This window comes from Sphingobacterium sp. R2, from assembly GCF_040760075.1.
GTDB lineage: Bacteria > Bacteroidota > Bacteroidia > Sphingobacteriales > Sphingobacteriaceae > Sphingobacterium.
Genome location: NZ_CP142884.1, coordinates 2724600 through 2750899, shown reverse-complemented (window position 1 = coordinate 2750899; position 26300 = coordinate 2724600). Strand labels below are relative to the sequence as shown.

The window sequence follows — 26300 nt, the reverse complement described above, 5'->3', positions numbered from 1 at the left end:
AAAACCCGATAATGCTGATTTATATCAGTTTAATATTTTCACCGAACTCATTCAGGAAACGCTAATCATAAAGCCCCATGCCATACTGCAAGGGGCTTTATGATTAGCGAACGGATCAAATAATGCTTATTTACTCCAACCCGGATTCTGTGTCAGATTTCCGTTCAGCACAATCGCTGCAGACGGAATTGGGTAAAGGTATTGCTTGTTGTTGTCATCCCAAGTACGCTTCACAGCCTTAAACCATTCTAGATGATTGTCTGCAGTCATGGTCTGGAAATTGGTACTTTTGCCCCCGATAGCCACTTTGGCTACTCCTGCCGGGACAGTGATCGAAGGCGCAGATTTACTGCCGTCATAAAACACAACATCAGGCGTACCGTTATGATCGATATCGATCAATTTATCCAGCGCTGGAATATAAATACCTGTCCAAGGCAAATTGGCCATCAATGGTCCAAGTTTCCATCGCTTCAAATCATTGAAACGGAAGCCCTCCAGGGCTAATTCCACTTGTCTTTCACGACGGATTTCCAAAAGCACGGGACTATTGACTTCGGGGAAGAATGTATTTTTCAAGTAGGTATCCACTTTGGTCGGCAGTGTATTCGTTCCACTTGTTATTCCAGCCCTTGAACGTAATGCTCCAATAGTTTTCGACCAATCCGCATCATTGAAAGTACCTAGTTCCTGTTTCGCTTCAGCATAGTTTAATAATATTTCCGCATAACGCATTAAAGGAACTGCATTGGTATTGTAACCACCATTGTCGTAATAGGGATCGTCTAAAGTATACTTAATCGGTTGATATCCTGTATAGGTAAAACTTGCAAAATTTGGGGGAGCAGGCTGTCCATTACGGGAATATCCTGGCGTCCGGATCAACTGCGCCAAGCGCAAGTCGCGATTTTGACACTCCTCATAGAATTCCTCCGTCTGAAAGTTCGGTCTATCCGTATAAGGAGTACCGTCAACATTCAAAAAACTATTGATAAAAGGCCTTACTAAACTTAAACGTGGACCGTAGGTCGCTGAGGTCCACCACCAGTTGGCGTCGTTCAAAAGCGCAAGATCTTTACTGAAAGTTACGGCCAACATGACCTCTTTTGTCACTGGCGTATTACTGGTAAACAACTGTCGCTGTGATGTTTTAGGATCTGCGGAGATATTAAGGCCATAAGGCCCATTTTCCATTAAAATCTTGCCAGCGTCTACCGCCATGTGGAAGAATACTTCCGGCTGTGTAGCCAAATTGAGCTTTTGGTATTTACGAAATGTTCCTTCGAACAGCGCGATTCGGGTCTTCAAACCAAGTGCTGTCCATTTATTAACCGTACTACCGTCGCCCCCCGTATTTGTGATATTGGCGTAGGCAAAGTCTAAATCTTCCATGATGTGCTTCATGACCACTTCGCGCGAATCCCGTGGTGCTTTAAGAATATCCGTCTCATCAACAGCCAAAGGGTGATCTACCCAAGGCACATCGCCAAAACGAACTACCTTCTCATAATAGAACCAAGCTCTGAAAAAGCGGGCTAAGCCGATATAGTTATTTTTGATGGCATCGCTCAATTTCGGACTATTACATTTAGCTATCAATTGGTTGATATTGCGTAAAGTCGTCCACGACCAGCCCGAACTGATTTCTGCGCTATACGCACCACCGACCATAAAATCATTGAGGCTATTTACGGCCGAATAATCGGCCATTGCATCGCCCTTATATGCGTCACTTCCTGAAGTGATATTCCGATAGAAGGAGTTACTGTAATTTTTCAACCCACTTTCACTGCCAAAGATATCTTCTTCGGTTGCTCCTGCCTTTGGCAGCTCATTCAGTTCACAAGAACTGAATAAAAGTGCAACAACGGGTATATAAAACAATTTTTTCATGTTAATATAAAACTATAATCCAATAGATAAATTAAAACTGATGCTCTTCATGATCGGATAATTAAATCCGTCACCGGAGCCTGTTCCGATTTCCGGGTCCGATTTGCCCAAGTTGCCGACATCGAGATCCTTCGTCTTTTTGTAAAGCGGTGACCAGGTCCATAGGTTCTCACCCGATAGGCCTGCACGAAGGCTACTGATCTTTAATCGGTTTGTCACAGACTTAGGAAAGCTATACCCAATCTGTAAGTTTTTCATCCGAATATAGGCCACATTTTGTAAGTATCTCGTTTGGGGGGTGGTTTTAATAGACTCGTTATAACCGGCATAACGTGGGAAATAGCCATTCGGATTATCTGCTGTCCAATAATTATTGAGATGCCATTCCGGTAAATTGTTATAAGGTCTATTGTACTGTCCCCAGAAAATCGACTCATTGCTCGGATACCAGTTCTGCTTCCCTACGCCTTGGAAAAATGAAGAAAGGTAGATCCCCTTCCAATCCAAATTAAGGTTAAAGCTATAGATATACCGTGGATCGGCATTACCGATGACCGTTCTATCGCCATGGCTGTAGATCGTATTGTTTCCATAATCAATCACACCGTCGCCATTGAGATCCGTAAAACGGACATCCCCCGGATAGATCGTCCCATTGTTGGACGATTTGATCAGTTTTTGTTTTGCTGCTCCGTCAATCTCCGTCTGGTTCTGGAATAATCCCTGGGTTACATAACCCCAGATCTCACCAATCCGCTGTCCTTCGTAATAGGAACCGTCCTTAATTAAGCCTTCCTTATTCTCATAACGGTCTATATTGGATCTATAATCAGCCAAAGTACCCCTAACGGACCAATTGAAAGGACTACCGTTCAGATCGAATCTATCCTTATAAGTCAAGCTCAGCTCAAAACCTTTGGTAGTCATATCCGCATAGTTCCCTTTTGGTGACTCCGCTCCAAAAATATCCGGCATCGCCACACCAAGGGTATACATATTGAGGGTCTTGCGCTGATAGATATCTCCGGTAAAGGTTAATTTCCCATTTAACGAAGATAGATCGAGACCTAGATTGGCCGTGCGTGCAGTTTCCCAAGTTAAGTTATCCGGAATAACTTTAGGCACCGAGGTATAGGAAGGTTTCTGACCATTTATCACCCGGTCCATAATCTTGATTTCATAGATATCCAGATAGGAATAGGGATCCACATTACCATTACCCAAAGAACCATAGGAGGCCCTTAGCTTCAGATCAGACAGCGCCTTTTTATCCACCTGGAAGAAAGGCTCTTCCGATATACGCCAGCCTACGGATGCAGACGGGAACAATCCCCATCGTTGGTTTGTCGGAAATTTGGACGAACCATCATAGCGGCCATTAAATTCAAAAAGATAACGGTCTTTGAAGATATAATTGGCACGCATAAATACCCCGACATTGCGGTATTTATTATATCCCGCGGTTGCTGTGGTATTCTGCCCTACGGCCAGGTTGATATTTTCTACGTCGTCATTAAGCAGACCGGTCTTGGTGATATACGTTGAATGATAAGTCCGCTGCTCATAATTATAGCCGAGCAAACCTTTAAAGTAATGGTCACCTATTGTACGTTCATATTCACTGTAAAGATTTCCGAACAAGTAACGGTAGCGTTGGTCTACCTGATAAATATTATCATTCATGCTTGTTTCCAACCGCAGCATTTTTCCCTCCTGGGTACTATACGGGACAGGCACACGAACCCTTACTGAATTAAAATCACGATTTCTGAAAGTCAGATCCCCCTTTACGCGGAACGTATTGTTGAAAAACTTAGTCTCGAAAGAAGTAGTGTTGCGGAGATCCTGATTGGCCGTATTCGTACCATTCTTACCGTAGATAAAATCCCCTACTGTATAGGCTGCAGAAAAGCTCAAAGATCCATCAGGGTTAAAGATCGGCGAAGAAGGGTGCCCTTCATCGGCAATATTGCGCCAGATATTTCCACCTTCACCAGCAGTCGATGGGTCTCTATATTTGGCATAATTAAAATCGATGTTGTTGCTGATCCGCAACCAGTCGGTCACCTGAAGGCCGGCTTTTGCACGCGTATTATAGGTTTTATATTTATCGCTATTATAGCGGTACATACCGTTATAATCGTAAGCACGACCAGAAATGTAGTAATCCATTTTTTCGGAATTACCGCTGATAGAGAGGTTATGATCCTGGACAAAGGTATTGTCCTTGATCAACGTACCGTAATAATCTTCATTACCGTAGTAAACATAATTACCCTTATCATCTACCGTTACTTGCTCTGTAATTCCCTGTTCTTTTCTTCTCTTAAATTCTTCCAGCCAATCTGTTGTAAAGATCTGTGTCTTGTTGAGCTTGCTCGGAATCGAAGAATAATTGTTCCAGGCATTATAGGCTGTAAAGAAATGCGAAGCATATTCGTAGCCATCCGTCACAAATTTGGGTAAAGCGATCGGTTTCTGAAAAGAACCACTTCCTGAATAGCTAATAGAAGTTTTTCCGGACTTGGCACGTTTGGTTGTGACAAGTACAACACCAAACGTTCCCCGCGAACCATAGATTGCCGATGAAGCAGCATCCTTCAGTGTGGTTACACTTTCAATATCATTGGGATTGATCGCTGAAAGATCACCCTCAACACCATCGATAAGGACAAGTGCACTCCCCCCCTGACCAATGGAAGTTGTACCACGGATATTGAAACTTGGCGCCCGATTGGGTTTACCATCTGCCGGGGTTACATTTAAGTTGGGAATGACCCCTTGGAGCATCTGGCTTGCGTTGCCCAGCACGCGTCCCTCAAAAGCTTCTGCCCCCACCTGGTCTACAGCACCGGTCAGATTCACTTTTTTCTGCGTACCATAACCGACCACCACGACTTCTTCAAGCGCAGTGTCTTTGGATTCCATGGTGACGTCGATCTGTCCACCTGTCACACCGACGATTTTTTCACTGTAGCCTATGCCTGTCAATTTGAGTTTTTGCCCTACACTGGCTTCGATCACAAACTGACCTGCACCATTTGTTGAGGTGGTTTTTTGGGTAGTTAAATTGGTGACAGTAACTCCGGACAACACGATTCCATCTTTGCCTTTGACCACCCCTCTTACGGTCATCTGAACTGCAACATCTTGCGCTTCTTTAGCCAATTTGACATGATTACGCTCTACGTTAGCCCATGTGGGATAAGATAGACCCAATGCCATACTGATTAGTAATGTCTTCTGCATTTTTTGTCTGGTTTAGAATTTTGCACCAAAGTTGGTACTTTGACTTGGTTTATAATTTACGTTAATGTTAATAAATATTTAATTAATATCACCAATATCAACTGCTAAACAGATTATGCAGAGAAATATTTCACATAAATTTAGTTTTTAGGTAATACAAACGAAAAAGAACTGCCCATTTGCGAGCAGTTCTTACTGTTTATATCCATACCTTTCGGCCAGGAAAGTATATTGATTTAATTTTCTTGAATAAAAGCCAGGATATCTTTATTGATGGTTTCTGCTTCTGTCGTAGGCATTCCATGTGGAAAACCCGGATAGGTTATTAAAGTACCATTTTTTACAAGCTGTGCAGCCCTTTTACCTGTTATATCGATCGGTACGATCTGGTCATCCTCACCATGCAGGACAAGTACAGGAATTTCTAAGTTTTTCATTTCCTCAGTAAAGTCGGTTTCAGAAAACGCTTTGACACAATCATATTGAGCATTTATACCTCCCATCATTCCTTGTCGCCACCAGTTGTCCATTACGCCTTGTTTTACATCCGCCCCGTCCCGGTTATAGCCATAAAAAGCAAGGGTAAAGTCCTGAAAATATTGTTGCCTATGTTTGGCAGTATTCGCTCTTATTTCATCGAAGACTTCCATAGGTACACCGTCGGGGTTTGACGCACTCTTGGCCATCGTAGGTGTAACCGAACTGATCAAAACAGCTTTTGAAACACGCTTTGTACCATAATTGGTGAGGTAGCGAACAACTTCTCCTCCGCCCGTCGAATGGCCGATATGGATCGCATCCTTTAGATCTAACGCTTCCACCAATTGTGCAACGTCCGATGCGTAAGTATCCATCTCGTGCCCATCTGCCGTCTGTGTCGAACGCCCGTGCCCACGGCGATCATGCGCAATTACACGGTATCCGTTATGGAGGAAAAACATCAGCTGCGCATCCCAATCGTCACTGGATAAAGGCCAACCATGATGAAATACAATGGGTTGTCCTGTACCCCAGTCTTTATAATAAATTTCTGTTCCGTCTTTAATTTTTAATACTGCCATAATGCGTAATTTATTTATGTTCTTGTTTATATAATCTCTTACTGTTCCCGTAGCACCTGTACCAGATCTTCCGCTCCTCCGTCAAATTTTTGGCCATTAACAAAAAAGGTTGGCGTCCCATTCACCCCACTCATCATACCACTTTCAAAATCTCCTTCCACACGGTCTACTATTGACTCGTCGTTTAGATCCGATCTGAATTTGTCCATGTCTAATTCCAGCTGCTGGGCCATATCCAGTAGCCATTGGTCATTGAGTGAATTTTGATTTTCGAAAATAGCATCATGCATTTCCCAGAATTTACCCTGAAGCGCAGCTGCTTCGGCCGCCAGTGCCGCAGATTTGGCATAAGGATGCATTTCTGATAAGGGAAAATTGCGAAAGACAAACCGGATCTGACTTCCGAGTTCGGCCATCATCTCTTTTATAACGGGGTGAGCTTTTCCACAATGTGGACATTGATAGTCGCCGTATTCGACAATGGTGAGATCTGCCTGACCGTTGCCCAGTATATGATCAGCCTCGCTGACGTTTGGTTTTAATGACATAATTAATTCGTTTTAAGATTTTCCAACGCCTCGATTATACCGTCAGCACCTGGGTTGACAGCGGTTGGCGACAAGTAGCTCCAGGCAATGACACCTTCTTTATCGATTACAAAGAGCGCGCGTTTGCACTCACCCTCTTCTTCGTCGTAAACACCATACTGCTTAGCGACCTCACCTTTGCCTTCAAAATCAGCTAAGAGCGGAAAATGCAGCTTACGCGACTCTGCAAATGCCATGTGGCACCATTTACTGTCGACCGAGATACCCATGATCTCGGCATCATATTTCTTAAAATACTTATGCATTTCATTGTACAGGGCCATTTGATCGCTACAGACCGGACTCCAGTCTGCCGGATAAAATGCCAGTATCACATTACGTCCTTTAAATTCCGATAATTTAATTTTTTGATCCGGTGTTGCATACAAGGTAAAATCGGGTGCAACATCATTTTTTTGTAACATATCAACTTTTTTAGAATTCAACCATTTTTTGAGATACCAGTCTTGATAGTATTGATATCACTCCTAAATAAAGCACGCTAAAGCAAAAATTGTTTTAAAGAAAAAAAAACACCTCATCCCCGATATGGCTACAACATTCGTTGATCTGCCTACATCTGTCGTGCAGCGATTCACCACCTTTGTACTATTCTTTTATTTAAAAACAGAAACACATGAAATCACAAAAAGTATGGTTTGTCACCGGTGCCTCTAAGGGGTTAGGTCTCAATTTAGTTAAAGAGCTGCTTGCGCAAGATTACCTTGTCGTTGCCACATCGCGGACAAAAAAGGCGCTGGAAAATGAAATTGGTGAAGCGGAAAACTTTCTACCGCTGGAAGTAGACATTACGGATGACAAAGATGTTGCCCGCGCGGTACTTTCGGCCATTGATTATTTCGGAAGAATTGATGTGCTCGTCAATAATGCTGGCTATGGTCAGACCGGCGCACTTGAAGAACTGAGCGAATCAGAAACCCGCCGCAACTTTGAGGTCAATGTTTTTGGATCACTAAATGTCATCCGCCACATTGCGCCCCATATGCGCCGTCAGCAATCGGGACACATTTTCAATATAGCCTCGATCGGCGGTCTGGTTGGTAATTACCCAGCCTTTGGTGTATACTGTTCCACGAAATTCGCAGTAGCTGGTTTTAGCGAAGCCCTAGCGACCGAAATGAAACCTTTTGGTGTACATACAACTGTAGTTTACCCAGGATACTTCAGAACCGACTTTCTATCCGAAGGCTCCCTACAAACCGCAGCCAATCCAATTGCAGCGTACATTACCGCCCGCGAAAGCGAAGCCACACACCAACACGAGATTAATGGAAATCAGGTTAACGATCCACAGAGAGCCGCAACACTATTGATCGAGGTGAGCAAACTGCAAGAACCTCCTGTCCATTTACTGATGGGCCAGGATGCGTATGAACTGGCAAAAAATAAAATCAACATGTTGACAGCGGAGATTGAAAAGTGGAAAAGCTATACCGTATCAACCGGTTTTGACAAATCGGCCGAATAAGACATCGCACTTTGGGTATAAAAAGGAAATTAGTGCCAATAAAAAAAGAAAATAAGTAAATTTACACCTATGGAGAATACATTTCGCTTTCATTCCTTGTCGGAATTTCACAGCTTTTGCGGTCTGCCCAAACCAGAGCATCCGTTAATCAGCTTAGTGGACTATAGTCAGGTACATTACCCTGTAAATGACAAAAAATTGAATTGGATACAACATTTTTATTCGATCGGTTTAAAGAGAAATGTGAATGCCCGATTTAACTATGGTCAGCAGCACTATGACTTTGATTCGGGCGTTCTTTCCTTTGTATCACCCTTACAATTTTTAAAAGTGGAAATCAATCAGGAAGTAGAGGCGAAACCCAGTGGATGGATCCTGTTGATCCATCCCGATTTCCTGTGGAACAGCGAATTGGCAAAATATATTCACCAGTACGATTTCTTTCAATATCAAGTCAATGAAGCACTTTTTCTTTCCGACAAAGAAGAATCCGTAATCGTCGACATTCTACAGAATATTGAAAAGGAATATCAATCTAACATTGACAAATTCAGCCGCGAACTGATTCTAAAACAGGTTGAGCGCCTGCTTATTTATGCAGAGCGATTCTATGAGCGGCAATTTATTACCCGAAAGCGATCCACGCAGGAGCTGGTCACCAAATTTGAGCAGTTGCTCGCAGCACATTTCAAACAGGATATGCTACAACAACATGGGGTTCCAACGGTTGGCTTTCTGGCACAACAGCTCAATCTATCGCCAAACTATCTTGGCAGCCTGCTCCGCATCTATACACAACAAAACACCCAGCAGCATATTCAGCAAAAAATGATCGAGTATGCCAAATTGCGCTTGAGCACCAGCTCCCAGTCCATCAGTGAAATTGCCTATGAATTAGGTTTCGAGCATCCGCAGTCATTCAGCAAAGTCTTTAAAAAGAATACACAGCATAGTCCTCTGGAGTTTAGGCAATTTTTTCAATAAATTACTTCAATTTAATCTGCGTAATATCCCGCTACTCCAATGCCGATTGTCCAAAAGAATTTTGATTTTTCAAGATCCTCCAATAGCATATCCGCATTATCTTCGTATTCGCCATCGGCTTTGATTTCCTCAATCTCCTCCTGAACATCCTCTTCAGTAATCTGTCGCCAGACACCAACAGAGCTATTTAAAAATGTATAGCAGTATCCCGCTTCGGCATCATCAACCTCACCCTGGTTTTTATCCGTTAAGATCGTTACAAGTTCAGTCGCTTCCAGCTGAAATGGATTAACACCGTAGATACTGATCTCCGTTTTTTCCGGATTGGGTCCATTGATGCTTTCTATAAATTCCAATGTTCCCTGATCATTAAAATCAAGTCTCAATTCGAGTTCATCATAATAATATTGGTCGTCCAGCGCATCTGAAGGAGTACCAAGTACACTTTGAACTTCAGCACGGCCCGCACCGAGATTAACCGGACCAATACCTTCAATTTGAATCCCAACAAGTGGGACTAGTTCGATCTTTTTCATGTGTATTCAGTAATTTAAAACAGTGTACCTGCATGATTAACAATTTAAAACATGCTATCGTTTTATCTGAAGGAAATATACCTACAGCTTTATGGTGAAATAAATTAAATGATTCTATATGCCTTTTTTTTATAAAAGGTAATATAGGAATTTAAGCGAATAGGTAATACCTTTGGACCGACAAAATACCGTCTCACTATACAAATTAGATTTTGATGAAATCGAAAAAAGTAAATACCTGCGACCACTCCTGCCTTATGTGCCGTTATGTCTTACAAGACTGGCTCGGACAGATCGACCTTCATCGGAAGAATATCAAATTAAAAAAAGGTGAACAGTTTATCACCGAAGGGCAATCGGTTCAGGGTATTTATTTTGTCCAGTCTGGACTCGTCAAAGTCCATCGCAATCTCGGGGATAAAGAAACCATTGTACGATTTGCAAAAAAAGGAGATATCGTCGGTCATCGTGGGGTCAGTACCGAACAAAATGTGTACCCTATTTCTGCAACAACCCTGAAAGTGTCACAGCTCTGCTTCGTGGAGATGCCGTTCTTCCTGTCCACACTACGCATAAATCCTGAGCTGAGTTACCGGTTGATGTTGTTTTTTGCCGACGAACTACATCTTTCTGAACAAAAGATGACCCAACTGACCCAACTTCCTGTTAAAAATCGCCTTGCCTGGAGCCTATTGTTACTTCACCGTATTTTCAGCGAGGAACATAAGGATGGATATATTGGGTTATCCCTAAGCAAAAAAGACTTAGCATCCTACGTAGGCGCTACGTACGAGACCGTATATCGTACACTGAGCGAACTTATCGAATTAGGAGCCATCATGATGGACAAAAAAGATATTTTTATTAAAAACCTCCAGCTTCTACAGGATCTATCTGAAGAAAAATAGGGGAGCGAAACCGTCCATGACGGCTAACGACTCCCCAAATCATATATTCCCTTAAAAATACATCACCTTAAAATTTATACCCCATACCGACTCCCAACCTCCATTTACCATCAGCAGCACTCGTTTTTGCGGTATAGAATGCTGGCAACTGAATGGCAATATGTCGGAATACAGCTGTTAAACCAAATCCCAGAGAGGGCGTAATCCAGGAGTTCTTTGGCTTCCCCGGATCAACCTTATCTTCTTTCAGCTTTAAGCTAGGCAATAAACCGACCAATAGGCAGCTCTTGGGTGCGAATGTATATTTCAACGCTGGCCCCGTACAATTGATGTAGGCACCATGGTCAGCATATCCTGCCACAACAATTCCTTCAAATAGACTGCCTTTTACTATTTTTTCCTGACCATACATCTGACTGCTAATCATTAACAGCAAGCATACCGTCAACAGTTTTTTCATCTGATCCATAAAATTTAAGTTTGCGAAGTCGACACTTTTTCTTTTTGATGATACGTGTAATAAATGGCCATCCCAGTAAAGAGCAGTCCACCGACAATGTTCCCAGCCGTAACAATCAGCTGATTGCACAGCCACCAGTCGGAAATCGTTACTTTTGCTCCAAACATCATTCCTGCGGGAATCACAAACATATTGACCACAGCATGCTCATAACCTAAAGCAAAGAATATAAAGATCGGAATACCTGCCGCCAATATCTTTCCAAGCGTAGACTTCGATGTCATGGACATCACCACACCCATACACACCATCCAATTACATAGAATGGCTTTGACAAAAGCCGAAAACAAACCCGCAGCACCATGGGCGCTGTATCCAAGTGTTTTCTTTTCACTAATTAGCATCAGACTATGTTCGATGTTTCCAAGCTGGCTCAATTGACCAGTCTCCGTGCTCGCAGCCCAAAACAAAATCGCAAAGAGTACACTACCCAGTAAATTACCTAGAAAAACCCAGAAAAGATTTGAGACCATCGCTTTAAAATTGATCTTTCCTTCAAACCACGCCAATGGTACCAAGGAAAAACTTCCCGTCACCAGTTCGAGACCGAGGATGACAATAATCACAAATCCTACTGGAAAAACAAATGCACCAACTAAACCCAACCCGGTCTGGGAAGTAGCCAATAGGGCAAGAGTAACTGAAATTGCCAGTAAGGCACCTGACAGCGCTCCCCGTATCAAGAGGTCTTTGATCGGAAGCGAAGATTTGTAGATAGCGGTGTTCATCATCGCACTTGCTACCTCTTTGGGGCTGATATAATCCATCGTATTTTGTTTAATAAGATTTTCGATTAACTTTTTTTTACCTAAGCGGTCATTCCGATAAACACACTCCCGTTCTCCACCTTTACCGGATAGGTCTTTATTGCGCATTCTTCTCCCGAAAGACATTCACCTGTATCTAAGGCAAAGGTTTTTTTATGAAACGGACAAGCGACTTTAGGCGTTTCTCCCAAAGACCCCAGCATTCCGCGACTTAAAATCATCTGCCGCTTGTGCGGGCATTCATTCTGTGTAGCATACCACTCGTTGCGACGGGCGAAATAGAATAGTGCGACCTGCTCGTTGTTTAATTTAAGACAGACTCCACCGTTTTCAATGGCATCTTCTATCCGGCAAGCCTTCAGCCATTGCATGTCAATTTTCGTACTCATATGATTTCATTAAAAAGTTTAGCGATTCGCTATTTAATAAGTCCTAATGTTCCAATCGGCGGCTTTCTTCTGTCCGCGAAAACTTTCAAAGCGAACAGTATCGTCCTTCTCATCAGGTGCATTTACAAAATGAACAAAGCGTTTTCGAATTTCAGGATCTTCGACAGCTGCTTTCCATTCGCAGCGATAACTGTCGACGAGTAGCTGCATATCCTGCTCCCACGTATCACCCATCCCCAGACTATCCCCTACCACAACATTCCTGAGATAATCTATTCCGCCTTCCATTTTGTTGAGCCAGGTAGCCGTTCGTGTCAGCGGGTCTGCAGTGCGGATATAGAACATCAGAAAACGGTCTATATAACGAATACACGTTTCGCTATCAATATCCGATGCCAATAATAACGCGTGCTGCGGCTTACTACCGCCATTGCCGCAAACATAGAGGTTCCATCCTTTTTCGGTCGCAATGATTCCAAAATCCTTACTCTGAGCCTCGGCACACTCACGTATACAGCCGCTAACGGCTGATTTGATCTTATGTGGCGCGCGGAGCCCACGGTAACGTTCCTCTATCCTTATCGCAAAAGAAACGCTGTCGTGCAGCCCAAACCTACACCAGGTACTTCCAACGCAGCTTTTAACGGTCCGAAGCGCCTTACCATAAGCATGTCCACTCTCAAAACCTGCAGTAATGAGCTCTTCCCAGATAAAGGGCAAATCATTGAGATGTGCACCAAATAGGTCGATGCGCTGTCCACCAGTAATTTTTGTATACAGATTGTATTTCTTAGCCACCTCCCCGATTACAATCAGTTTATCGGGAGTAATTTCACCTCCTGGAATACGCGGAACAACTGAATACGTCCCGCCCTTCTGTAAGTTGGCCAGGTAACGGTCATTGCTGTCCTGAGCCACATCATTGCCCTTTCCCAAAATCATTTCATTCCAGAGACTGGCAAGCAAGGAAGAGATTAAAGGTTTACAGACTTCGCATCCATGCCCATGTCCCAGTGCATCCAACACCCGATCGTAACTTTTCAGTTCGTGGATCTTGATCAGGTCATAAAGTTCCTGGCGACTCAGGTCGAAATGCTCGCAGATGGTACTCCGAATATATTTTCCTTGCTGTTTCATGGTGTAGTTGACCAGGTCTTTGACCATAGGCACACAACCTCCACATCCCGACCCCGCTCTGGTACATTTCTTCACTGCATCCGCATTTTCACAATCTCTTGTGGCCACCGCGTTGCAGATTGCGGCTTTGGTGACACCTTCGCAACTGCAGATCAATGCATCATCCGGAAGAGCTTCCAGACCAGAAGAAGGCGCTTTACTGTCACGCTGTTGCCCAAAAAGGAGAAGTTCTGGGTGTTCTGCCAACGGCAAACTATTATTAACCGTCTGAAGCAACATGTTATAACTTGCAGCTTCTCCGACGAGTATCCCGCCCAGTAGGCGCGTGCCGTCTGTACTGATATTCAATCGCTTATAAATCCCCTTATTGCGATCCTCCAGTACGATCGTATGCGCATAAGGTTCGCTGATAAAAGGATCTCCGAAACTCGCTACATCAACTCCCATCAATTTTAGCTTGGTACTCATATCAAACCCCTTAAAGGATTTGATATCACCTACGATATGAGCCGCCGCAATTTCAGCCATCTCATAACCCGGTGCAACCAGTCCATAGACCATATCTTCCACCAAGGCACATTCGCCGATTGCATAAATCGCAGGATCCGAGGTCTGCATCTGTGCGTTAACTCGTATTCCGCCACGCTCGCCGACCGCAAGGCCTATTTTCTTGGCAAGCTCATCACGGGGACGTATACCAGCAGATATTACCAATAGATCTGTCTCCAGCGAGGTCCCGTCGTTAAAAGCGATTCCAGTGAGATGATGATCACCCAACAGCTGGCTTGTGGATTTTTGCAAGAAGCAAGTCAAACCCAATGCTGCTAACTTATGCTGCAAAAGTTTACTGGCATTATCGTCAATCTGACGGGGCATCAGACGCGGGGCAAATTCAATCACAGCCGTTTCTTTAAGACCAAGGTCTACCAATGCTTTAGCCGCTTCCAGTCCTAAAAGTCCCCCGCCCATAACTGCACCTGTCTTGACTTTAGCCGCATATGCTTTAATCAATTCCAGGTCTTCAATTGTACGGTAGAGGAATACACCTTCTTTGTCGATACCAGGTATTGGAGGAACAAAAGGTGCAGAACCTGTTGCAAAAACTAAATAATCATATTTCACGGTAATCCCCTTTAGAGATGCAACTTCTTTTTCTATAACATTTATACCGACAACGGGATCACCTAGATGGATTTCTATATTATTTTCAGTGTACCACTCATTTTTCAACAAAAAAAGTTCTGTAACTGAAGAATATTTAAAATAATCAGTCAAATGCACACGATCATAGGCTCGAATTTGCTCTTCCGAGAAGACAACGATATCTAAATCATTCGATTTCTGCTTTAATTTTTCACAAATCTTATTACCGACCATCCCATTTCCGACAATAACAACCTTTTTTTTATCCATGACCCTGCTTTTATTATATAATAATCAATTTCTAGTTTCAACAAGACTAATTTATGGAATAAAAAATTAAAAAATCAAAATAAATATGATTTTTATAACACTTTTTCATGAAAAACATATTAAAAATATATTAAAACATGATTTTTATCATATTTTTTATTATTTTTATAGATATAAACGGTTGAAAAATAAATAAAATGGAGAATTTAAAGCAAAAAACCCTATTTATAGTAGGATCCGGACCTGGAGATCCAGAATTATTGACAATAAAAGCTTATAAAGCGATAAAAAATGCTCAAGTACTCTTATATGACAACTTAATTAATAGGGAAATCCTACAAATAGCAGACAAAAACTGTAAAATACACTATGTTGGAAAACATCCTTATGGAAAATACGTCCCACAGCAGGATATAAATGAACTTATCTTATATTATTGTAGCAAATTCGAACGAGTGGTACGACTTAAGGGCGGAGATCCCTATCTTTTTGGACGTGGTTTTGAAGAATGGCTTACCGTACAACACCGATCTATTAACATCAGCTACATTCCGGGCATCAGCAGCATGCAAGGCGCTGGACTCAACGACATTCCGCTAACACACCGTGGTGTAAGTGAAGGGGTATGGGCATTGACGGGTATGAAAAAAGATGGAACACTTTCTGCCGATCTGCCGCTCGCCGTTCAAAGCAGATCGACCGTAGTCATTTATATGGGAATGCGTAAACTCGACGAAATCGCACGCACCTACGTACTATACGGAAAAGGGGAAACACCAGCTGCCATTATACAGCATGCAAGTTTGCCACAGCAAAAACAAGTATGCTGCAAAGTCAAAGATCTTGTCATGATAAGCAAAGTACATAACATGGGGCATCCGGCGATAATCGTCATCGGAGCGGTTGTAGACTTGCAGCATACATTGGCGGTAGCTGCCGAGCAACGGCACATCATCTAGCGCTATTGCTCTGTCAATTTCAGCACGTCATAACTTTACAAAAATAACGATGTCACATACCAGCAGATATATAATATATTTTAATCTTTATAATATACAGCTATAACGCTTTCTTTACAATAGGGTTGATCCAGTAATCTTCATGATTAGTATGGGAGAAATATTCCATCGGCGTTACGTGGCAATCTATGGTTTCATTGAGACCATTTTCTGTATACATAAACACTTCTTCTGAAGGGAGTACCATGCCGTTGATAATAGCGCCATAGTCCAGACAATGGAGATCGGATAGCAGCACATTGACATAATTTGACACTACCCATTGTTCCATTTCTTCCTTAGTCACCCGTTTTACGCGATCAGCCAAAAACTTGACTTCCTCCATGTCTTTTTCGACACTATCGACAAAAAATAGTTTCAAAAAGGCGTTATATTTATCAAATTCTTTATTTCGGATCGCTTCATTACGAAGAAACAACTTCTCGCCCATCTGCCCGTACTGATCGACATATTTTTTCAGCTCCATCTGCGCAAGCTCGCCGTCCGACCATTTCGCCAGTTCAGAAAGTGCATATACATCGGTACCATGGCCATCGCACTCATTGAGATACGCCCAGATATCACCTTCCACAACTTTAGGTTTACGATGATCCAGTACATTGTAGCCTTGCGCGATCCATGCTTCTATTTGTTCTCTTCTCATAGCTGTTGTTTTAAAATTAAACAACAGCGAAACTGTAATCGTTTTCCTTTTTTCTAACTGAGATTTCTGGATTTCAATTCTGCGTCCACAGCTTTTTCATTTTTACCAAAATATTTATAGGCAATTACAGCTAATAGCAGTGGGAAAATGGTTGGCCAGGTCAAGCCGGCAACGACCATGCTATACACAGCAATACCCACACAAAAGCCAATGATCGAAGCATTGATTACTTTAGTGGATTTGGATTTCTTTTTGAGAACCAACAACTCTTCATTGGTCAATTCATTTAATTTCTTTTCTTCCATGTGGTTTATTCGATCTTCTTAGGTTAGTCACGCGATCTCTTTGATGCGAATATAATTATTTTAACGGACAACTTTTACCTAAATTTTGTCAGTAAAAATGCAAAAATTTCAGTTTTTATGAAAAAATTTCAGCTTTTTCACACTGGTATTTTTTTTGCGATTATTCAGATACAGTCGGCCGGCTGATAATTTTAATAAGTTGTTTTCACTTAATTAAAAGGAGGTTTATCATGAAATTAGCAAAAAGAAACTGGAACAATTTATCGATGTTCTCGCCCATGTTTGATGATTTTAACCGTGAACTTTTAAACTGGGGCAACAAAAACTACTCGCCTACCAGCACCACGGTCCCCGCAGTAAACATCAAGGAAAATGGCGACAACTTTGAAGTTGAAGTGGCAGCACCAGGAATGGCCAAAGAAGATTTTAAGATTACGCTTGATGGCAATCTTCTAACCATTTCCTCCGCCAAGGAAGAACAGCATGAAGAACAAAAAGACAATTATACGCGTCGGGAATTCAGCTATCAATCTTTCCAACGGAGTTTCGAGCTGCAAAAAGATGTGGTGGATCAGGATAACATCGAGGCGCATTATGAAAATGGTATGCTCAAACTGACAATTCCTAAAAAAGAGGAAGCCAAACAAAAGGAACCTCGAACAATTTACATATCCTAAGTCCTATAATACCAACTAGTATGCTGTTGGTCTCCAGAACGGGGACCAACTTCTTTGTTTTCCAAACGTACCGAAATCATGAAAAGATTGAACAATTATAGCATCGAAGTGCATATTCCCTGTAAGGATAGTTATCTTAAGCTTGCTACTTTTGACCTTGGCAACTGCCCCAAAATTGCCGACGAACTCTTCAATGAATTGCTCGGTTCGACGGAACATACACCGAACAGATTGTTGCGTATCGACCTGTTACTCCATGAAGAAGCGGATATACAAATTCCGGTCCGATCCATCAATTGTACCTTGGACGAACTTGCAGACAACACCAAAGCGATTATCAAAAAAGCTTTTCGGGCATTGAATCTGGAATAGCACAGGTGAATTCAAACATATTTTTTACAATAAATTTGAAGGAAAACTTGATTTTCTTCCAAGCGATTTATAATTTGGCCACGGTTTTTTCCTGAAGAAATCACAGGAATCCGAACCGGCATTTTTTGAAAGCTATTATTCTATCTTAAAACATAAATTTTAGTTATTGGATCATGTTTACAAAATTACTAATTACAAACCAACGCCCACGTCTATCTTTCAGGCCTTTTTTTGCTGCACTTGTGGTGTTTGCAAACAGTTTTTATCTCTCAGCTCAGGTTGCTGCTCCCAGCAAATCAAGCTTCGAAGCAAGGTTGCTCAATATCGAAGCTCCCAGCAATGAACCATTTCGCTACAGCACCACGCTAACCAACGCAAGTAGCCAGACCCTTATTTACAACTTAGATGCACAGCTACCGCAAGGTTGGCAGATCAGCTACCGTGTAGACGGATCGCTGGTAACTTCCATTCAGATGCAACCGGGTAAAACGCAAGAAATCGGCATCGAAATTAGTTGCCCAATTACTGCTAAACCCGATAAATATAAAATTCCGCTCAAAGCAACTTCACCAATAGACAATTTCCAACTGGAATTGGAAGCTGTCGTAAAGGGTTCTTATGCGCTGGAGATGACTACACCTACCGGCAGGCTCAGTGACGAAGTCGTATCAGGCAGTAACAAAGAAATTGTTCTGCAACTTAAAAACACAGGAACACTTCCCCTCAACACCTTGGAATTGGGATCGCAACTGCCCACCCGCTGGGAAGCCACATTCACCCCGGCTACCATCAAGCAACTTGAAGCGGGGAAATCCGTTGATGTCAAAGTAGATCTTAAAGTTCCGGATAAAACAATCGCTGGTGACTATGCGGCTAAATTCGATGTCAAGTCCGCCAACAGCAATACAGATCTTTCGTTTCGCATTATTGTTAAAACTTCGCTACTCTCTGGCTGGATCGGACTATTGGTCATCTTCGTGGCAATAGGACTGATCTATTACCTCATCCGAAAATATGGAAGAAGATAAATCCTGATTTGATAATCCCAAAGACTCTCAACATGAAGGATCCTATTATTCAATTGTCAAGTTTGACAAAGAGCTATGGCAAAACGAAAGCAGTGGACGCTTTGGACCTAAAGATTTATCCGGGTGAAATCTTTGGACTTCTAGGTCCCAACGGAGCAGGTAAAACGACGAGTATCTTAATGATGCTCGGACTTACCGAGCCGAGCTCTGGTAAAGCCTACGTCTGCGGACATGATGCCACAAGAAATCCTATCGCTGTCAAAAGAAAGGTAGGCTACCTACCCGACAATGTGGGTTTTTATCCCGAAATGACCGCTTTGGAAAACTTAAGTTTTATCGCGGAACTCAATGGGCTAACAAGAGCTCAAGCGCGCATTAAGTCGCAGGAAATGCTCCAAACAGTGGGATTGGCAAACGAAATGCACAAAAAAACCGCAGCCTTTTCGCGTGGAATGAAACAGCGACTCGGCCTAGCGGAAGTGCTCATCAAAGCACCCGCCGTCGCTATCCTCGACGAACCAACTCTGGGTATTGACCCCAAAGGTGTGGACGAATTTTTGGAACTGATCAAACAGCTCAGCAGAGAGCAGAACCTGACCGTACTGCTCTCCTCGCACCATCTTCATCAAGTGCAACGTGTATGCGATCGAGTAGGTATCTTTGTCGGCGGTAAACTGCTGGTCGAAGGTTCCATCGACAGCCTGGCCAACAACCTCCAGCAGCAAGAAGGCGTCAGTACAGTTATCATGCTCGAAAAAAGTGGCGACAGTAAACGTTTTGAAGCGGCGCTCCAAGAACTCCCCGGGCTTCGGACTCTTTCTTTAGAAGGTGACAGTATTAAGCTGAAATCAGAAAAAGACAACACCGCCGAAGCCGTCCGCATCCTGGTACAGCATGGCGCTGCAATTGTCTCCGTACAGCGCAATGATTATGCGCTTGACCAAATCTATCATACGTATTTCGAAAATAGTAAATTATAAAAATGATGAATGTATTGATCAATAAGGAGGTTGCCACACATATCCGCAGCTGGCGCTTTATCGTGCTGATCCTGCTGATTGTACTGACATTTGGCGCATCCCTGTATGTTTCATCTTCAGGACTTAAAGAAGCTGTCGGTAATATGAAAGATCCCGACCAGTCATTCCTTTACCTCAAGCTGCTTACAACGACGGATAACTCGATCCCTCCATTCCATGTGTTTCTGAATTTTTTGGCTCCCCTATTGGGTATAGCCCTTGGCTTTGATGCCATTAATTCAGAGTATAACAGTGGTACTTTAACACGACTTGTGGCACAGCCCATCTACCGCGATAGCCTTTTAATTTCCAAGTTTCTTGCTCCACTGATTGTTGTGAGCACCCTGTTTACCGCACTCGTCTTGCTCATGATCGGGGGAGGACTACTTGGGACAGGTGTGCGGATAGAACCACAGGAACTCCTGCGCATCCTAGGATTCACCCTGATCAGCATACTATATGTTGCCTTTTGGCTCAGTCTGTCGATATTGCTTTCCATTCGTTTTAGGCAGCCGGCAACTTCAGCGTTGACAGCCATCGGCATCTGGCTGTTTTTTACAGTATTTTTTCCGATTTTGGTCAACTTGGCCATACGGCCATTTTTACCCAATCCCAATTACATTTCAGAGCAGGAATACCTGAGCTACAACGAGCTCATTCTTAACCTGCTCCGCCTTTCGCCCAGCCAGCTTTACACCGATGCCACTACGACCTTATTGATGCCATCGGTACGCAGCCTCGGCCCCATTGCCATGGAACAAATGGTTGGCGCCATTCCGGCACCACTTTCCTTTCGCGAGAGTTTCCTGATGGTATGGCCGCAGATCAGTGGGCTTACAGCAGCCATGATGATCTGCTTTGCTTGGTCCTATTTCATTTTTATGCGAAGAGAAATTCGGAATTAGGAAAGTTGATAATCGATTGAATATGTTTAAAAGCTGGATCTAGGCCGGTCAAATTGTCGTGCAATAGATTACAAAAAAATAAAGGTTGTCTGGAATAGCTCCAGCAACCTTTATGCATTTAAGCTGCCCCCTGTGCAGAGGACGCGCCGTAAAACAATGATCTGCTATAGACTGTTCGAATTTATGTATCGCTTGTGCTTTTTAATGCCCATGCTACCAGCACCGGTTGAAAAAATAAGCGTGCCAGACGTTTACCGTCCGTATCCAAACCAAATCCATCACGGCGATCGGTATATTGCGCAATGTTTCCAGGAAATACAGCCGTAAAAAAAGCAGCAGCAATTTTCCCAACCTTCGACCGCTGTTTAGCGGGCGCCAGTATCAGTGCTGCCCCCAGGGCAATTTCAGCGTAGCCAGAATATACAACGGTGTCGTCTTTGGAGATCGGCACCCAATCTGGTACTTGTGCCCGAAATTCTTTACGAGAAAATGTCAGGTGTCCAATTCCCGCCACCACTAAAAATGCACCTAAACCATACCGTGCAATTTTCTGCATTTGCGATTTATCCTTCATCTTTTAAATTTTTATAGAGTACAGCTTTCTTAGTGGAATTGTTTTTCGCTGCTGAAAAAAGAAGTATTCAGTCGAAGAAAAAAGCGGACTATCCGTTATAAGGAAATCCGCTTTAATAGATAGACATAGGGAAATCCGCCACATTGGGCAGCGTCTCCTATAGACCGAATCGATGTCAAGCAGTAAACAGTTCCCGTTACTCAATCGTTTTCAAAGAAATTAATTAAATGCAGTCGGCACTTCTTTAAAACCAAAAACAGCCTATCTGTAGAAGATAGGCTGCCTTTCGAATAGGAATACAAATCGATCAACCTATCCAGATCTGAACTGTTTTCGCTGATTGAAGGTTTTAAATAAATTCATCGTAATTCCTATTGATGTAAATTCTTTACTGGATCACACCACCCAGTGTTGGGTCTACCCCTACCCTAGCATTACTTAGGCCATTTTTAAATGCATCTATCGCATCCTGTCCGTTGGTAAAGCGCCAGTCTGTTTCCTTATTGATATTAAACCATACAAAACTTTTTATTTTTGGAAACTGCGTTTCCAGCTGCACAAACATATCGTTGATCCATGCGGCTTTATCACCGCCCGTCGAAGAACAGCCCATTTCAGCAATAAAAATAGGTTTGTTCGGGAAAGCAGTAGTTAACTTGTTATAAAGTGGACCAAAAACCTGCGCGAAGGACTGCCAGGTAGACCAGCTCTGAGAGGTCCCAAAATTGTATCCGTCCATACCGATCAAATCCACATAATCATCACCCGGGTAGTAGGATTCTACCGATTGCGGATTTTTATTGCCATTGGCATTATTAGGTGCCCAGGCCCAACGTGCATTTGTACCGCCTGCCGCGCGCACTTTATCGTGCACATAGCGAAAGGCTTTGATATACGTAGCTACGGGTACCACCTGATCATTCTGCATGCTCCAGGGATACCAGTCCCCATTAAATTCATGTGCAAATCGCAATACGACCGGCTTACCAAATTTGGCCAATGCTTCCCCATAGCGTTTGATGTCGTTATCGTATTTTCCGGACATCAATTCATCGAGGCCCATCATGGGTTCCCAGGTTACGTGTGGTACATAGCCCGCTGCGGAAGCTTGCTGGCAAAATGCCGAAGGAAATTCGCGACTACCATCCGCAGTCCAGCCATTAAACATCATGGCCATACTCGGATTCTTACCAAAGCCGTTGTAGAAAGACATCGGCGTCCCCGAGTCATCAAAGAATCCCCAGTAAAGCATGCTAGCATCAGTTTTTTGATTGACTTCGAGCGCAACAACATTCGATTTACCACCAAAAGTTAAATTAAAAGATGCTGTCCCCGCCTGTGCCGGGATACCACTTATTTTATACAGCAATGAACCATAGCCTTTTTCCAAACGCCCTTGCTGCAAAGTCGCCGTCAAGCCCAACACACCCGTTGAAGCAATGGACGCTCCATTTTCAAAGGCTGCCCCATTACCACCAGCATACGGAAGATACACCTCTGCCTCGTACGTAGTTCCTGCAACCGCAGCTTTTGACACTTGCATAAATGCCGCATCCAAAGACTGCACCTCAGCAGATCCGTTAATAATTTCGGCATTGTTTTTCGAGCAGCAGCACAGGTAAAAACAAAGTGTTATAAGCAATAAATAAGATTTTTTAGCCATCATTATGTTATAATTTTTATGCGTTAATTTTTATTTTACAAATAGAATGTCATCAAAATAGATTGTTTCATCCTGTGGAACATTCCAGTTATTCAATCGCCATCCAAATTTCCGGAAGGTCGTTCCTTTACTCCACATCGGTTTAGCGGCACCTTTGCCGATTGGAATTTTATAATAGGTCCATTCTTTTGTCACGATGATCCCCACTCCGGCAAAATCATTTCCATAGCCATCCGGCATTCCGTCACCCATTAGAGCCATTTGGATCCCTTCATTCCCAGCACCGGAAGTCGTTCCTTTCGCCCAGAACGTAATGTAGTTATAGCCTTTATCTTCAAAGCCAACCGTATTGACCAGTCCGCCGGGCGAGTAATTATTTGCTGCATATTTAATTGCCAACGAAGAGGTTCCCCGTTTAAAGACGCTGGTGGATATTGATTGACTAGATCCGTAATCGTCGCCATCTTTATTGGCTCCGATATTGGCACCATAAGTATCTGTAAACACCTGCAGGGCAAGATTTAAATTGACCAATTCAAATGCACTCTTTGTTGTTCCAAATGGTGTTACCAAATCGATCGTTGAGCGCGAGATGCCATCCATCTCAGGTACTTTTACCTGTAGACTATTTGCAGACTGTGCAAGGATAGGGATTGCCGTTTCGCTGTTGGAAAACTTCAAAGCGGTCACTTTGTCGAGATTCTGCCCAGCAATGGTGATGGTTGCGCCCGGCGTTACATTGATCTCCGATGTTGTATTTGCAGACGGAAACAGGCCTGCGATATTGATATCCACCACCGTAGTTGCCCGTTTTTGGTCCAAGGTATAACGGCTTGGATTGGCAATCTGTACCGCTACAACCAAATGTTTACCAAAATTATCCGGGTCTGTAATAACACTGTTGTCCACTTCCAGATAAAAGGTTGCAGACCCGTTCTCCGGCACATCCAGTCGATTGGGCAAGCGGTAGTTCTTGGTCGGAAGTACCTTGTAATCCGCACCAAGGGTCCCTTGCTTTAACAGCTGCTCTACGGTATCTGTATTCGCTTTAACGTCAACGCTGAAAGCGCCTTTGGCTGTCCCGGATAGGGATGCACCTAATAGGATCTTTGTTTTGTTGGATTGTTCATCGACGGTATAGTTCATTCCCGTTGGACTGATCCCATTGGATGATCCCGGGACGGGATAGATCGCATTTGATCCCATGGAAAAATTAACGCTCTGCGGCATGTAAATGAGCGAATCGCCATATTCCTTTGCCGAATCATCCTTTTGACAGGCCACCAGAGTCAAGGCCATGGCCCAGACACTGAATATCCTGTACATGTTATTTTTATAATTGAGTAGATTCATCTGTTCACTCCTCTTTTTATTTTTTCAACTAGTTAATAAACTTCCAACCTTGCTTGCTTGCTTGCTTGCTTTTCTATTACCAGCCTGGATTTTGGATTAGTGTCCCGCCGCTGATATGGATTTCCCCTTGCGGAAAAGGATAGAAGTTCATCTTTGGCGCTATGAAAACCCTATTTTGAACTTGTCTCGTTTCGTATTGCAGCGTACCAGAAGTTGTTTTTGTTACGGTAACACCATAGATCGGTTTATTCAATACGGTGGCGGCATCACCCCAACGGATCAAATCCCAATAGCGGTGATTTTCAAAGGCCAACTCCACTTGACGTTCGTGTTTGATCGCTGTACGCAACTCCGCTTTGCCGCTGACCTGCACCGCTGGCATATCGACACCCGGACGGGCTCTTAACTTATTAATTGCCTCGCGGGCAGTAATCCCCCAACCATTGGCTTGATCGGGGCCATAAGCTTCATTCATTGCCTCCGCATAGATCAGCAGCAGATCGCCGTAGCGGAACAGCGGCCAGTTGTGCGGATTGGTAGCGTTATTGACCAGATTGACATTGTCGTTAACAAATTTCTTCAGGTAATACCCCGTCCTACTCGCATTGGCACGTCTCCTATCATCCGTTCCGCCGGCTGTCTGATCGATCGTACGGTTGTTCCACTCACTTCCGTTCACCACGACCGTATAGCCGAGACGTGGATCCCGGTTATCATAAGGCTTACTCGCTGAATAGTTGTCCAGCTTTTCGTAGGCCGACACCAAATTCTCGCTCGGTGTGACTCCACTCAATCCGCCGGGTGTGGCAATCGGATAGTTTGCACGTTCCAGATCGTTGCTAGCCGTGTAGCGGATCGCCATAATGGTTTCGGCACTATTGAGCGTATTGTTGCCAAGAAAATAATTTCTATAATTGTTGTCCAGCGCATTTTTCCCACCCGCATCGTCCATGCGATCGGCAAACTGCAATGCCTCCGCAGCAGCCTTTGCCGCACGCTGCCATTTGGTGATATCGTTACCGGGATTATGCAGCGGACTGGCGGCATAGAGCAGCACACGCGCTTTCAGCATAAGCGCAGCCCCCTGATTAAAGCGGCCGTCCAGATTTGTAAATTGCGAGGTTTTCCAGTTTGGTTGCAGGTCTTTTACGTGGCTATCGACAGATGTCACGATATATTCGACGACCTCCTGAAACGAAGAAGCAGCAATAGCTGGCTTCTCATTCACGCTGAACGTTTTGGTCAATAAAGGCACGCCGCCATAGCGCTTGATCAGCTCAAAATAATAGTATGCCCGAAGCACGTGTGCTTCAGCTATTGACCAGCCCATGGAGGCTACATCGTTGAGATACTTGGTACGCGATTCTTGCGTGATGGTATCGCGGTTGACAGCAAGCAAAGCTTTGTAGTCACCCCCTTTTTTGTCGATGTATTCCAAAAAATAATTTGCGGCATAGATGCCCGAATAATACATATTGTAACGATCGTCGGGGTTATTAAACGCGCCCCAGTTGCCATTATTAAACAGGTAAACGTCTCCTATAGTATTGGTCTGCTGGGCTTCATCGGTAGCCGCAGCAAAGAGATTTCCGTCCAGTGCCGCAAATTCGTTTCGCTGGGACAGATAAGCATAGGGTGTATTGGCCAGCTGCATCAGACTTGTGTAGTTGCCATCGATGTTTTGCTCCGTGGGCTGCGTATCGAGACGCGTATCCAAAAACGACTTCCCACAGCCCGAGAGACTAAGCACTGCTATCGCAATTGCTATTTTGGTGGTTATATGATCACGTAAATACATGGGATAAACAA

General features: G+C 43.5%; 25 protein-coding genes. 9 read left to right on the top strand and 16 right to left on the bottom strand.

What is annotated here, in order from left to right; genetic code table 11:
- Positions 1 to 126: 126 nt before the first annotated feature.
- The 5 genes from VXM68_RS11425 to VXM68_RS11405 form a co-directional block, all read right to left on the bottom strand.
- Complete coding sequence (locus tag VXM68_RS11425; RefSeq protein ID WP_367208795.1) at positions 127 to 1893, bottom strand: RagB/SusD family nutrient uptake outer membrane protein; 1767 nt, start codon at positions 1891 to 1893, stop codon at positions 127 to 129.
- A gap of 12 nt (positions 1894 to 1905) precedes the next feature.
- On the bottom strand, positions 1906 to 5142 hold the full coding sequence (locus tag VXM68_RS11420) for a SusC/RagA family TonB-linked outer membrane protein (protein ID WP_367208794.1): 3237 nt from the start codon (positions 5140 to 5142) through the stop codon (positions 1906 to 1908).
- Positions 5143 to 5378: 236 nt separating this feature from the next.
- Positions 5379 to 6203 (bottom strand): alpha/beta hydrolase, encoded by an 825-nt coding sequence (locus tag VXM68_RS11415; protein WP_293953403.1) that lies wholly within the window; start codon positions 6201 to 6203, stop codon positions 5379 to 5381.
- 38 nt (positions 6204 to 6241) lie between these two features.
- Positions 6242 to 6751, bottom strand: a complete 510-nt coding sequence (locus VXM68_RS11410) for a DsbA family protein (protein ID WP_367208793.1) — start codon at positions 6749 to 6751, stop codon at positions 6242 to 6244.
- A gap of 2 nt (positions 6752 to 6753) precedes the next feature.
- Positions 6754 to 7215: a redoxin domain-containing protein gene (locus VXM68_RS11405; protein ID WP_367208792.1), complete on the bottom strand. Its 462-nt coding sequence runs from the start codon at positions 7213 to 7215 to the stop codon at positions 6754 to 6756.
- Between the two features lie 212 nt (positions 7216 to 7427).
- On the opposite strand from VXM68_RS11405, the gene VXM68_RS11400 reads away from it, so the two are divergent.
- Both VXM68_RS11400 and VXM68_RS11395 read left to right on the top strand, forming a co-directional pair.
- A complete protein-coding gene (locus VXM68_RS11400) occupies positions 7428 to 8279 on the top strand; it encodes an oxidoreductase (protein ID WP_367208791.1) in 852 nt (283 codons plus the stop codon).
- Positions 8280 to 8348: 69 nt separating this feature from the next.
- Positions 8349 to 9263 (top strand): helix-turn-helix domain-containing protein, encoded by a 915-nt coding sequence (locus VXM68_RS11395; protein ID WP_367208790.1) that lies wholly within the window; start codon positions 8349 to 8351, stop codon positions 9261 to 9263.
- A gap of 11 nt (positions 9264 to 9274) precedes the next feature.
- Here the strand turns inward: VXM68_RS11395 and VXM68_RS11390 are convergent, their stop codons facing one another.
- Complete coding sequence (locus tag VXM68_RS11390) at positions 9275 to 9799, bottom strand: hypothetical protein (protein ID WP_293937596.1); 525 nt, start codon at positions 9797 to 9799, stop codon at positions 9275 to 9277.
- 215 nt (positions 9800 to 10014) lie between these two features.
- Between VXM68_RS11390 and VXM68_RS11385 the strand changes: the two genes are divergently transcribed.
- The gene (locus VXM68_RS11385) at positions 10015 to 10707 is read left to right on the top strand and encodes a Crp/Fnr family transcriptional regulator (protein WP_367208789.1); all 693 of its coding nucleotides are present in this window, start codon (positions 10015 to 10017) and stop codon (positions 10705 to 10707) included.
- Between the two features lie 67 nt (positions 10708 to 10774).
- Here VXM68_RS11385 and VXM68_RS11380 read toward each other — a convergent pair whose 3' ends face one another.
- Genes VXM68_RS11380 through nirB form a run of 4 tightly spaced genes read right to left on the bottom strand, consistent with a single transcriptional unit; the run spans position 10775 to position 14933 of the window.
- Entirely contained in the window at positions 10775 to 11167 is a 393-nt protein-coding gene (locus VXM68_RS11380) for a hypothetical protein (protein ID WP_312363436.1), read from the bottom strand.
- Positions 11168 to 11181: 14 nt separating this feature from the next.
- Entirely contained in the window at positions 11182 to 11994 is an 813-nt protein-coding gene (locus tag VXM68_RS11375; protein WP_209579006.1) for a formate/nitrite transporter family protein, read from the bottom strand.
- 41 nt (positions 11995 to 12035) lie between these two features.
- Positions 12036 to 12383 (bottom strand): nitrite reductase small subunit NirD, encoded by a 348-nt coding sequence (gene nirD / locus VXM68_RS11370; RefSeq protein ID WP_293953381.1) that lies wholly within the window; start codon positions 12381 to 12383, stop codon positions 12036 to 12038.
- A gap of 33 nt (positions 12384 to 12416) precedes the next feature.
- A complete protein-coding gene (gene nirB / locus VXM68_RS11365; RefSeq protein ID WP_367208788.1) occupies positions 12417 to 14933 on the bottom strand; it encodes a nitrite reductase large subunit NirB in 2517 nt (838 codons plus the stop codon).
- A gap of 197 nt (positions 14934 to 15130) precedes the next feature.
- On the opposite strand from nirB, the gene cobA reads away from it, so the two are divergent.
- Complete coding sequence (gene cobA, locus VXM68_RS11360) at positions 15131 to 15892, top strand: uroporphyrinogen-III C-methyltransferase (protein WP_293953377.1); 762 nt, start codon at positions 15131 to 15133, stop codon at positions 15890 to 15892.
- Positions 15893 to 15992: 100 nt separating this feature from the next.
- On the opposite strand, the gene VXM68_RS11355 is transcribed toward cobA, so the two are convergent.
- Together VXM68_RS11355 and VXM68_RS11350 are read right to left on the bottom strand one after the other, a co-directional pair.
- Entirely contained in the window at positions 15993 to 16595 is a 603-nt protein-coding gene (locus VXM68_RS11355; RefSeq protein ID WP_367208787.1) for a hypothetical protein, read from the bottom strand.
- Between the two features lie 53 nt (positions 16596 to 16648).
- Positions 16649 to 16900, bottom strand: a complete 252-nt coding sequence (locus VXM68_RS11350; protein ID WP_367208786.1) for a hypothetical protein — start codon at positions 16898 to 16900, stop codon at positions 16649 to 16651.
- A 230-nt stretch (positions 16901 to 17130) separates the two neighbouring features.
- Here VXM68_RS11350 and VXM68_RS11345 point away from each other — a divergent pair, with 230 nt between their 5' ends.
- The 5 genes from VXM68_RS11345 (at position 17131) to VXM68_RS11325 (ending at position 20901) form a co-directional block, all read left to right on the top strand.
- Positions 17131 to 17577 (top strand): Hsp20/alpha crystallin family protein, encoded by a 447-nt coding sequence (locus tag VXM68_RS11345; protein ID WP_293937581.1) that lies wholly within the window; start codon positions 17131 to 17133, stop codon positions 17575 to 17577.
- A gap of 78 nt (positions 17578 to 17655) precedes the next feature.
- Positions 17656 to 17949, top strand: coding sequence for a hypothetical protein (locus tag VXM68_RS11340; RefSeq protein ID WP_293953370.1), 294 nt, complete (start codon positions 17656 to 17658; stop codon positions 17947 to 17949).
- A 173-nt stretch (positions 17950 to 18122) separates the two neighbouring features.
- Positions 18123 to 18977 (top strand): NEW3 domain-containing protein, encoded by an 855-nt coding sequence (locus VXM68_RS11335; protein ID WP_294186856.1) that lies wholly within the window; start codon positions 18123 to 18125, stop codon positions 18975 to 18977.
- Between the two features lie 8 nt (positions 18978 to 18985).
- Positions 18986 to 19957, top strand: a complete 972-nt coding sequence (locus tag VXM68_RS11330) for an ABC transporter ATP-binding protein (RefSeq protein ID WP_367208784.1) — start codon at positions 18986 to 18988, stop codon at positions 19955 to 19957.
- A gap of 2 nt (positions 19958 to 19959) precedes the next feature.
- Positions 19960 to 20901 carry an ABC transporter permease subunit gene (locus VXM68_RS11325; RefSeq protein ID WP_293953364.1) on the top strand — a complete coding sequence of 314 codons (942 nt, stop codon included), beginning with the start codon at positions 19960 to 19962 and terminating at the stop codon, positions 20899 to 20901.
- Positions 20902 to 21082: 181 nt separating this feature from the next.
- On the opposite strand, the gene VXM68_RS11320 is transcribed toward VXM68_RS11325, so the two are convergent.
- From VXM68_RS11320 to VXM68_RS11305, 4 genes are all read right to left on the bottom strand, one after another.
- The gene (locus tag VXM68_RS11320; RefSeq protein WP_293937567.1) at positions 21083 to 21475 is read right to left on the bottom strand and encodes a hypothetical protein; all 393 of its coding nucleotides are present in this window, start codon (positions 21473 to 21475) and stop codon (positions 21083 to 21085) included.
- A gap of 388 nt (positions 21476 to 21863) precedes the next feature.
- Complete coding sequence (locus VXM68_RS11315; RefSeq protein ID WP_367208783.1) at positions 21864 to 23141, bottom strand: glycoside hydrolase family 26 protein; 1278 nt, start codon at positions 23139 to 23141, stop codon at positions 21864 to 21866.
- A 27-nt stretch (positions 23142 to 23168) separates the two neighbouring features.
- Positions 23169 to 24491 carry a DUF1735 domain-containing protein gene (locus VXM68_RS11310; protein ID WP_367208782.1) on the bottom strand — a complete coding sequence of 441 codons (1323 nt, stop codon included), beginning with the start codon at positions 24489 to 24491 and terminating at the stop codon, positions 23169 to 23171.
- Between the two features lie 76 nt (positions 24492 to 24567).
- Positions 24568 to 26289, bottom strand: a complete 1722-nt coding sequence (locus VXM68_RS11305; RefSeq protein ID WP_367208781.1) for a RagB/SusD family nutrient uptake outer membrane protein — start codon at positions 26287 to 26289, stop codon at positions 24568 to 24570.
- Positions 26290 to 26300: the final 11 nt, after the last annotated feature.

Bases quoted from the DNA above. Each gene is read 5' to 3' on its own strand.
- VXM68_RS11425 (WP_367208795.1), bottom strand. From the start codon at position 1,893: ATGAAAAAATTGTTTTATATACCCGTTGTTGCACTTTTATTCAGTTCT.
- VXM68_RS11420 (WP_367208794.1), bottom strand. From the start codon at position 5,142: ATGCAGAAGACATTACTAATCAGTATGGCATTGGGTCTATCTTATCCC.
- VXM68_RS11415 (WP_293953403.1), bottom strand. From the start codon at position 6,203: ATGGCAGTATTAAAAATTAAAGACGGAACAGAAATTTATTATAAAGAC.
- VXM68_RS11410 (WP_367208793.1), bottom strand. From the start codon at position 6,751: ATGTCATTAAAACCAAACGTCAGCGAGGCTGATCATATACTGGGCAAC.
- VXM68_RS11405 (WP_367208792.1), bottom strand. From the start codon at position 7,215: ATGTTACAAAAAAATGATGTTGCACCCGATTTTACCTTGTATGCAACA.
- VXM68_RS11400 (WP_367208791.1), top strand. From the start codon at position 7,428: ATGAAATCACAAAAAGTATGGTTTGTCACCGGTGCCTCTAAGGGGTTA.
- VXM68_RS11395 (WP_367208790.1), top strand. From the start codon at position 8,349: ATGGAGAATACATTTCGCTTTCATTCCTTGTCGGAATTTCACAGCTTT.
- VXM68_RS11390 (WP_293937596.1), bottom strand. From the start codon at position 9,799: ATGAAAAAGATCGAACTAGTCCCACTTGTTGGGATTCAAATTGAAGGT.
- VXM68_RS11385 (WP_367208789.1), top strand. From the start codon at position 10,015: ATGAAATCGAAAAAAGTAAATACCTGCGACCACTCCTGCCTTATGTGC.
- VXM68_RS11380 (WP_312363436.1), bottom strand. From the start codon at position 11,167: ATGAAAAAACTGTTGACGGTATGCTTGCTGTTAATGATTAGCAGTCAG.
- VXM68_RS11375 (WP_209579006.1), bottom strand. From the start codon at position 11,994: ATGGATTATATCAGCCCCAAAGAGGTAGCAAGTGCGATGATGAACACC.
- nirD (WP_293953381.1), bottom strand. From the start codon at position 12,383: ATGAGTACGAAAATTGACATGCAATGGCTGAAGGCTTGCCGGATAGAA.
- nirB (WP_367208788.1), bottom strand. From the start codon at position 14,933: ATGGATAAAAAAAAGGTTGTTATTGTCGGAAATGGGATGGTCGGTAAT.
- cobA (WP_293953377.1), top strand. From the start codon at position 15,131: ATGGAGAATTTAAAGCAAAAAACCCTATTTATAGTAGGATCCGGACCT.
- VXM68_RS11355 (WP_367208787.1), bottom strand. From the start codon at position 16,595: ATGAGAAGAGAACAAATAGAAGCATGGATCGCGCAAGGCTACAATGTA.
- VXM68_RS11350 (WP_367208786.1), bottom strand. From the start codon at position 16,900: ATGGAAGAAAAGAAATTAAATGAATTGACCAATGAAGAGTTGTTGGTT.
- VXM68_RS11345 (WP_293937581.1), top strand. From the start codon at position 17,131: ATGAAATTAGCAAAAAGAAACTGGAACAATTTATCGATGTTCTCGCCC.
- VXM68_RS11340 (WP_293953370.1), top strand. From the start codon at position 17,656: ATGAAAAGATTGAACAATTATAGCATCGAAGTGCATATTCCCTGTAAG.
- VXM68_RS11335 (WP_294186856.1), top strand. From the start codon at position 18,123: ATGTTTACAAAATTACTAATTACAAACCAACGCCCACGTCTATCTTTC.
- VXM68_RS11325 (WP_293953364.1), top strand. From the start codon at position 19,960: ATGATGAATGTATTGATCAATAAGGAGGTTGCCACACATATCCGCAGC.
- VXM68_RS11320 (WP_293937567.1), bottom strand. From the start codon at position 21,475: ATGAAGGATAAATCGCAAATGCAGAAAATTGCACGGTATGGTTTAGGT.
- VXM68_RS11315 (WP_367208783.1), bottom strand. From the start codon at position 23,141: ATGATGGCTAAAAAATCTTATTTATTGCTTATAACACTTTGTTTTTAC.
- VXM68_RS11310 (WP_367208782.1), bottom strand. From the start codon at position 24,491: ATGAATCTACTCAATTATAAAAATAACATGTACAGGATATTCAGTGTC.
- VXM68_RS11305 (WP_367208781.1), bottom strand. From the start codon at position 26,289: ATGTATTTACGTGATCATATAACCACCAAAATAGCAATTGCGATAGCA.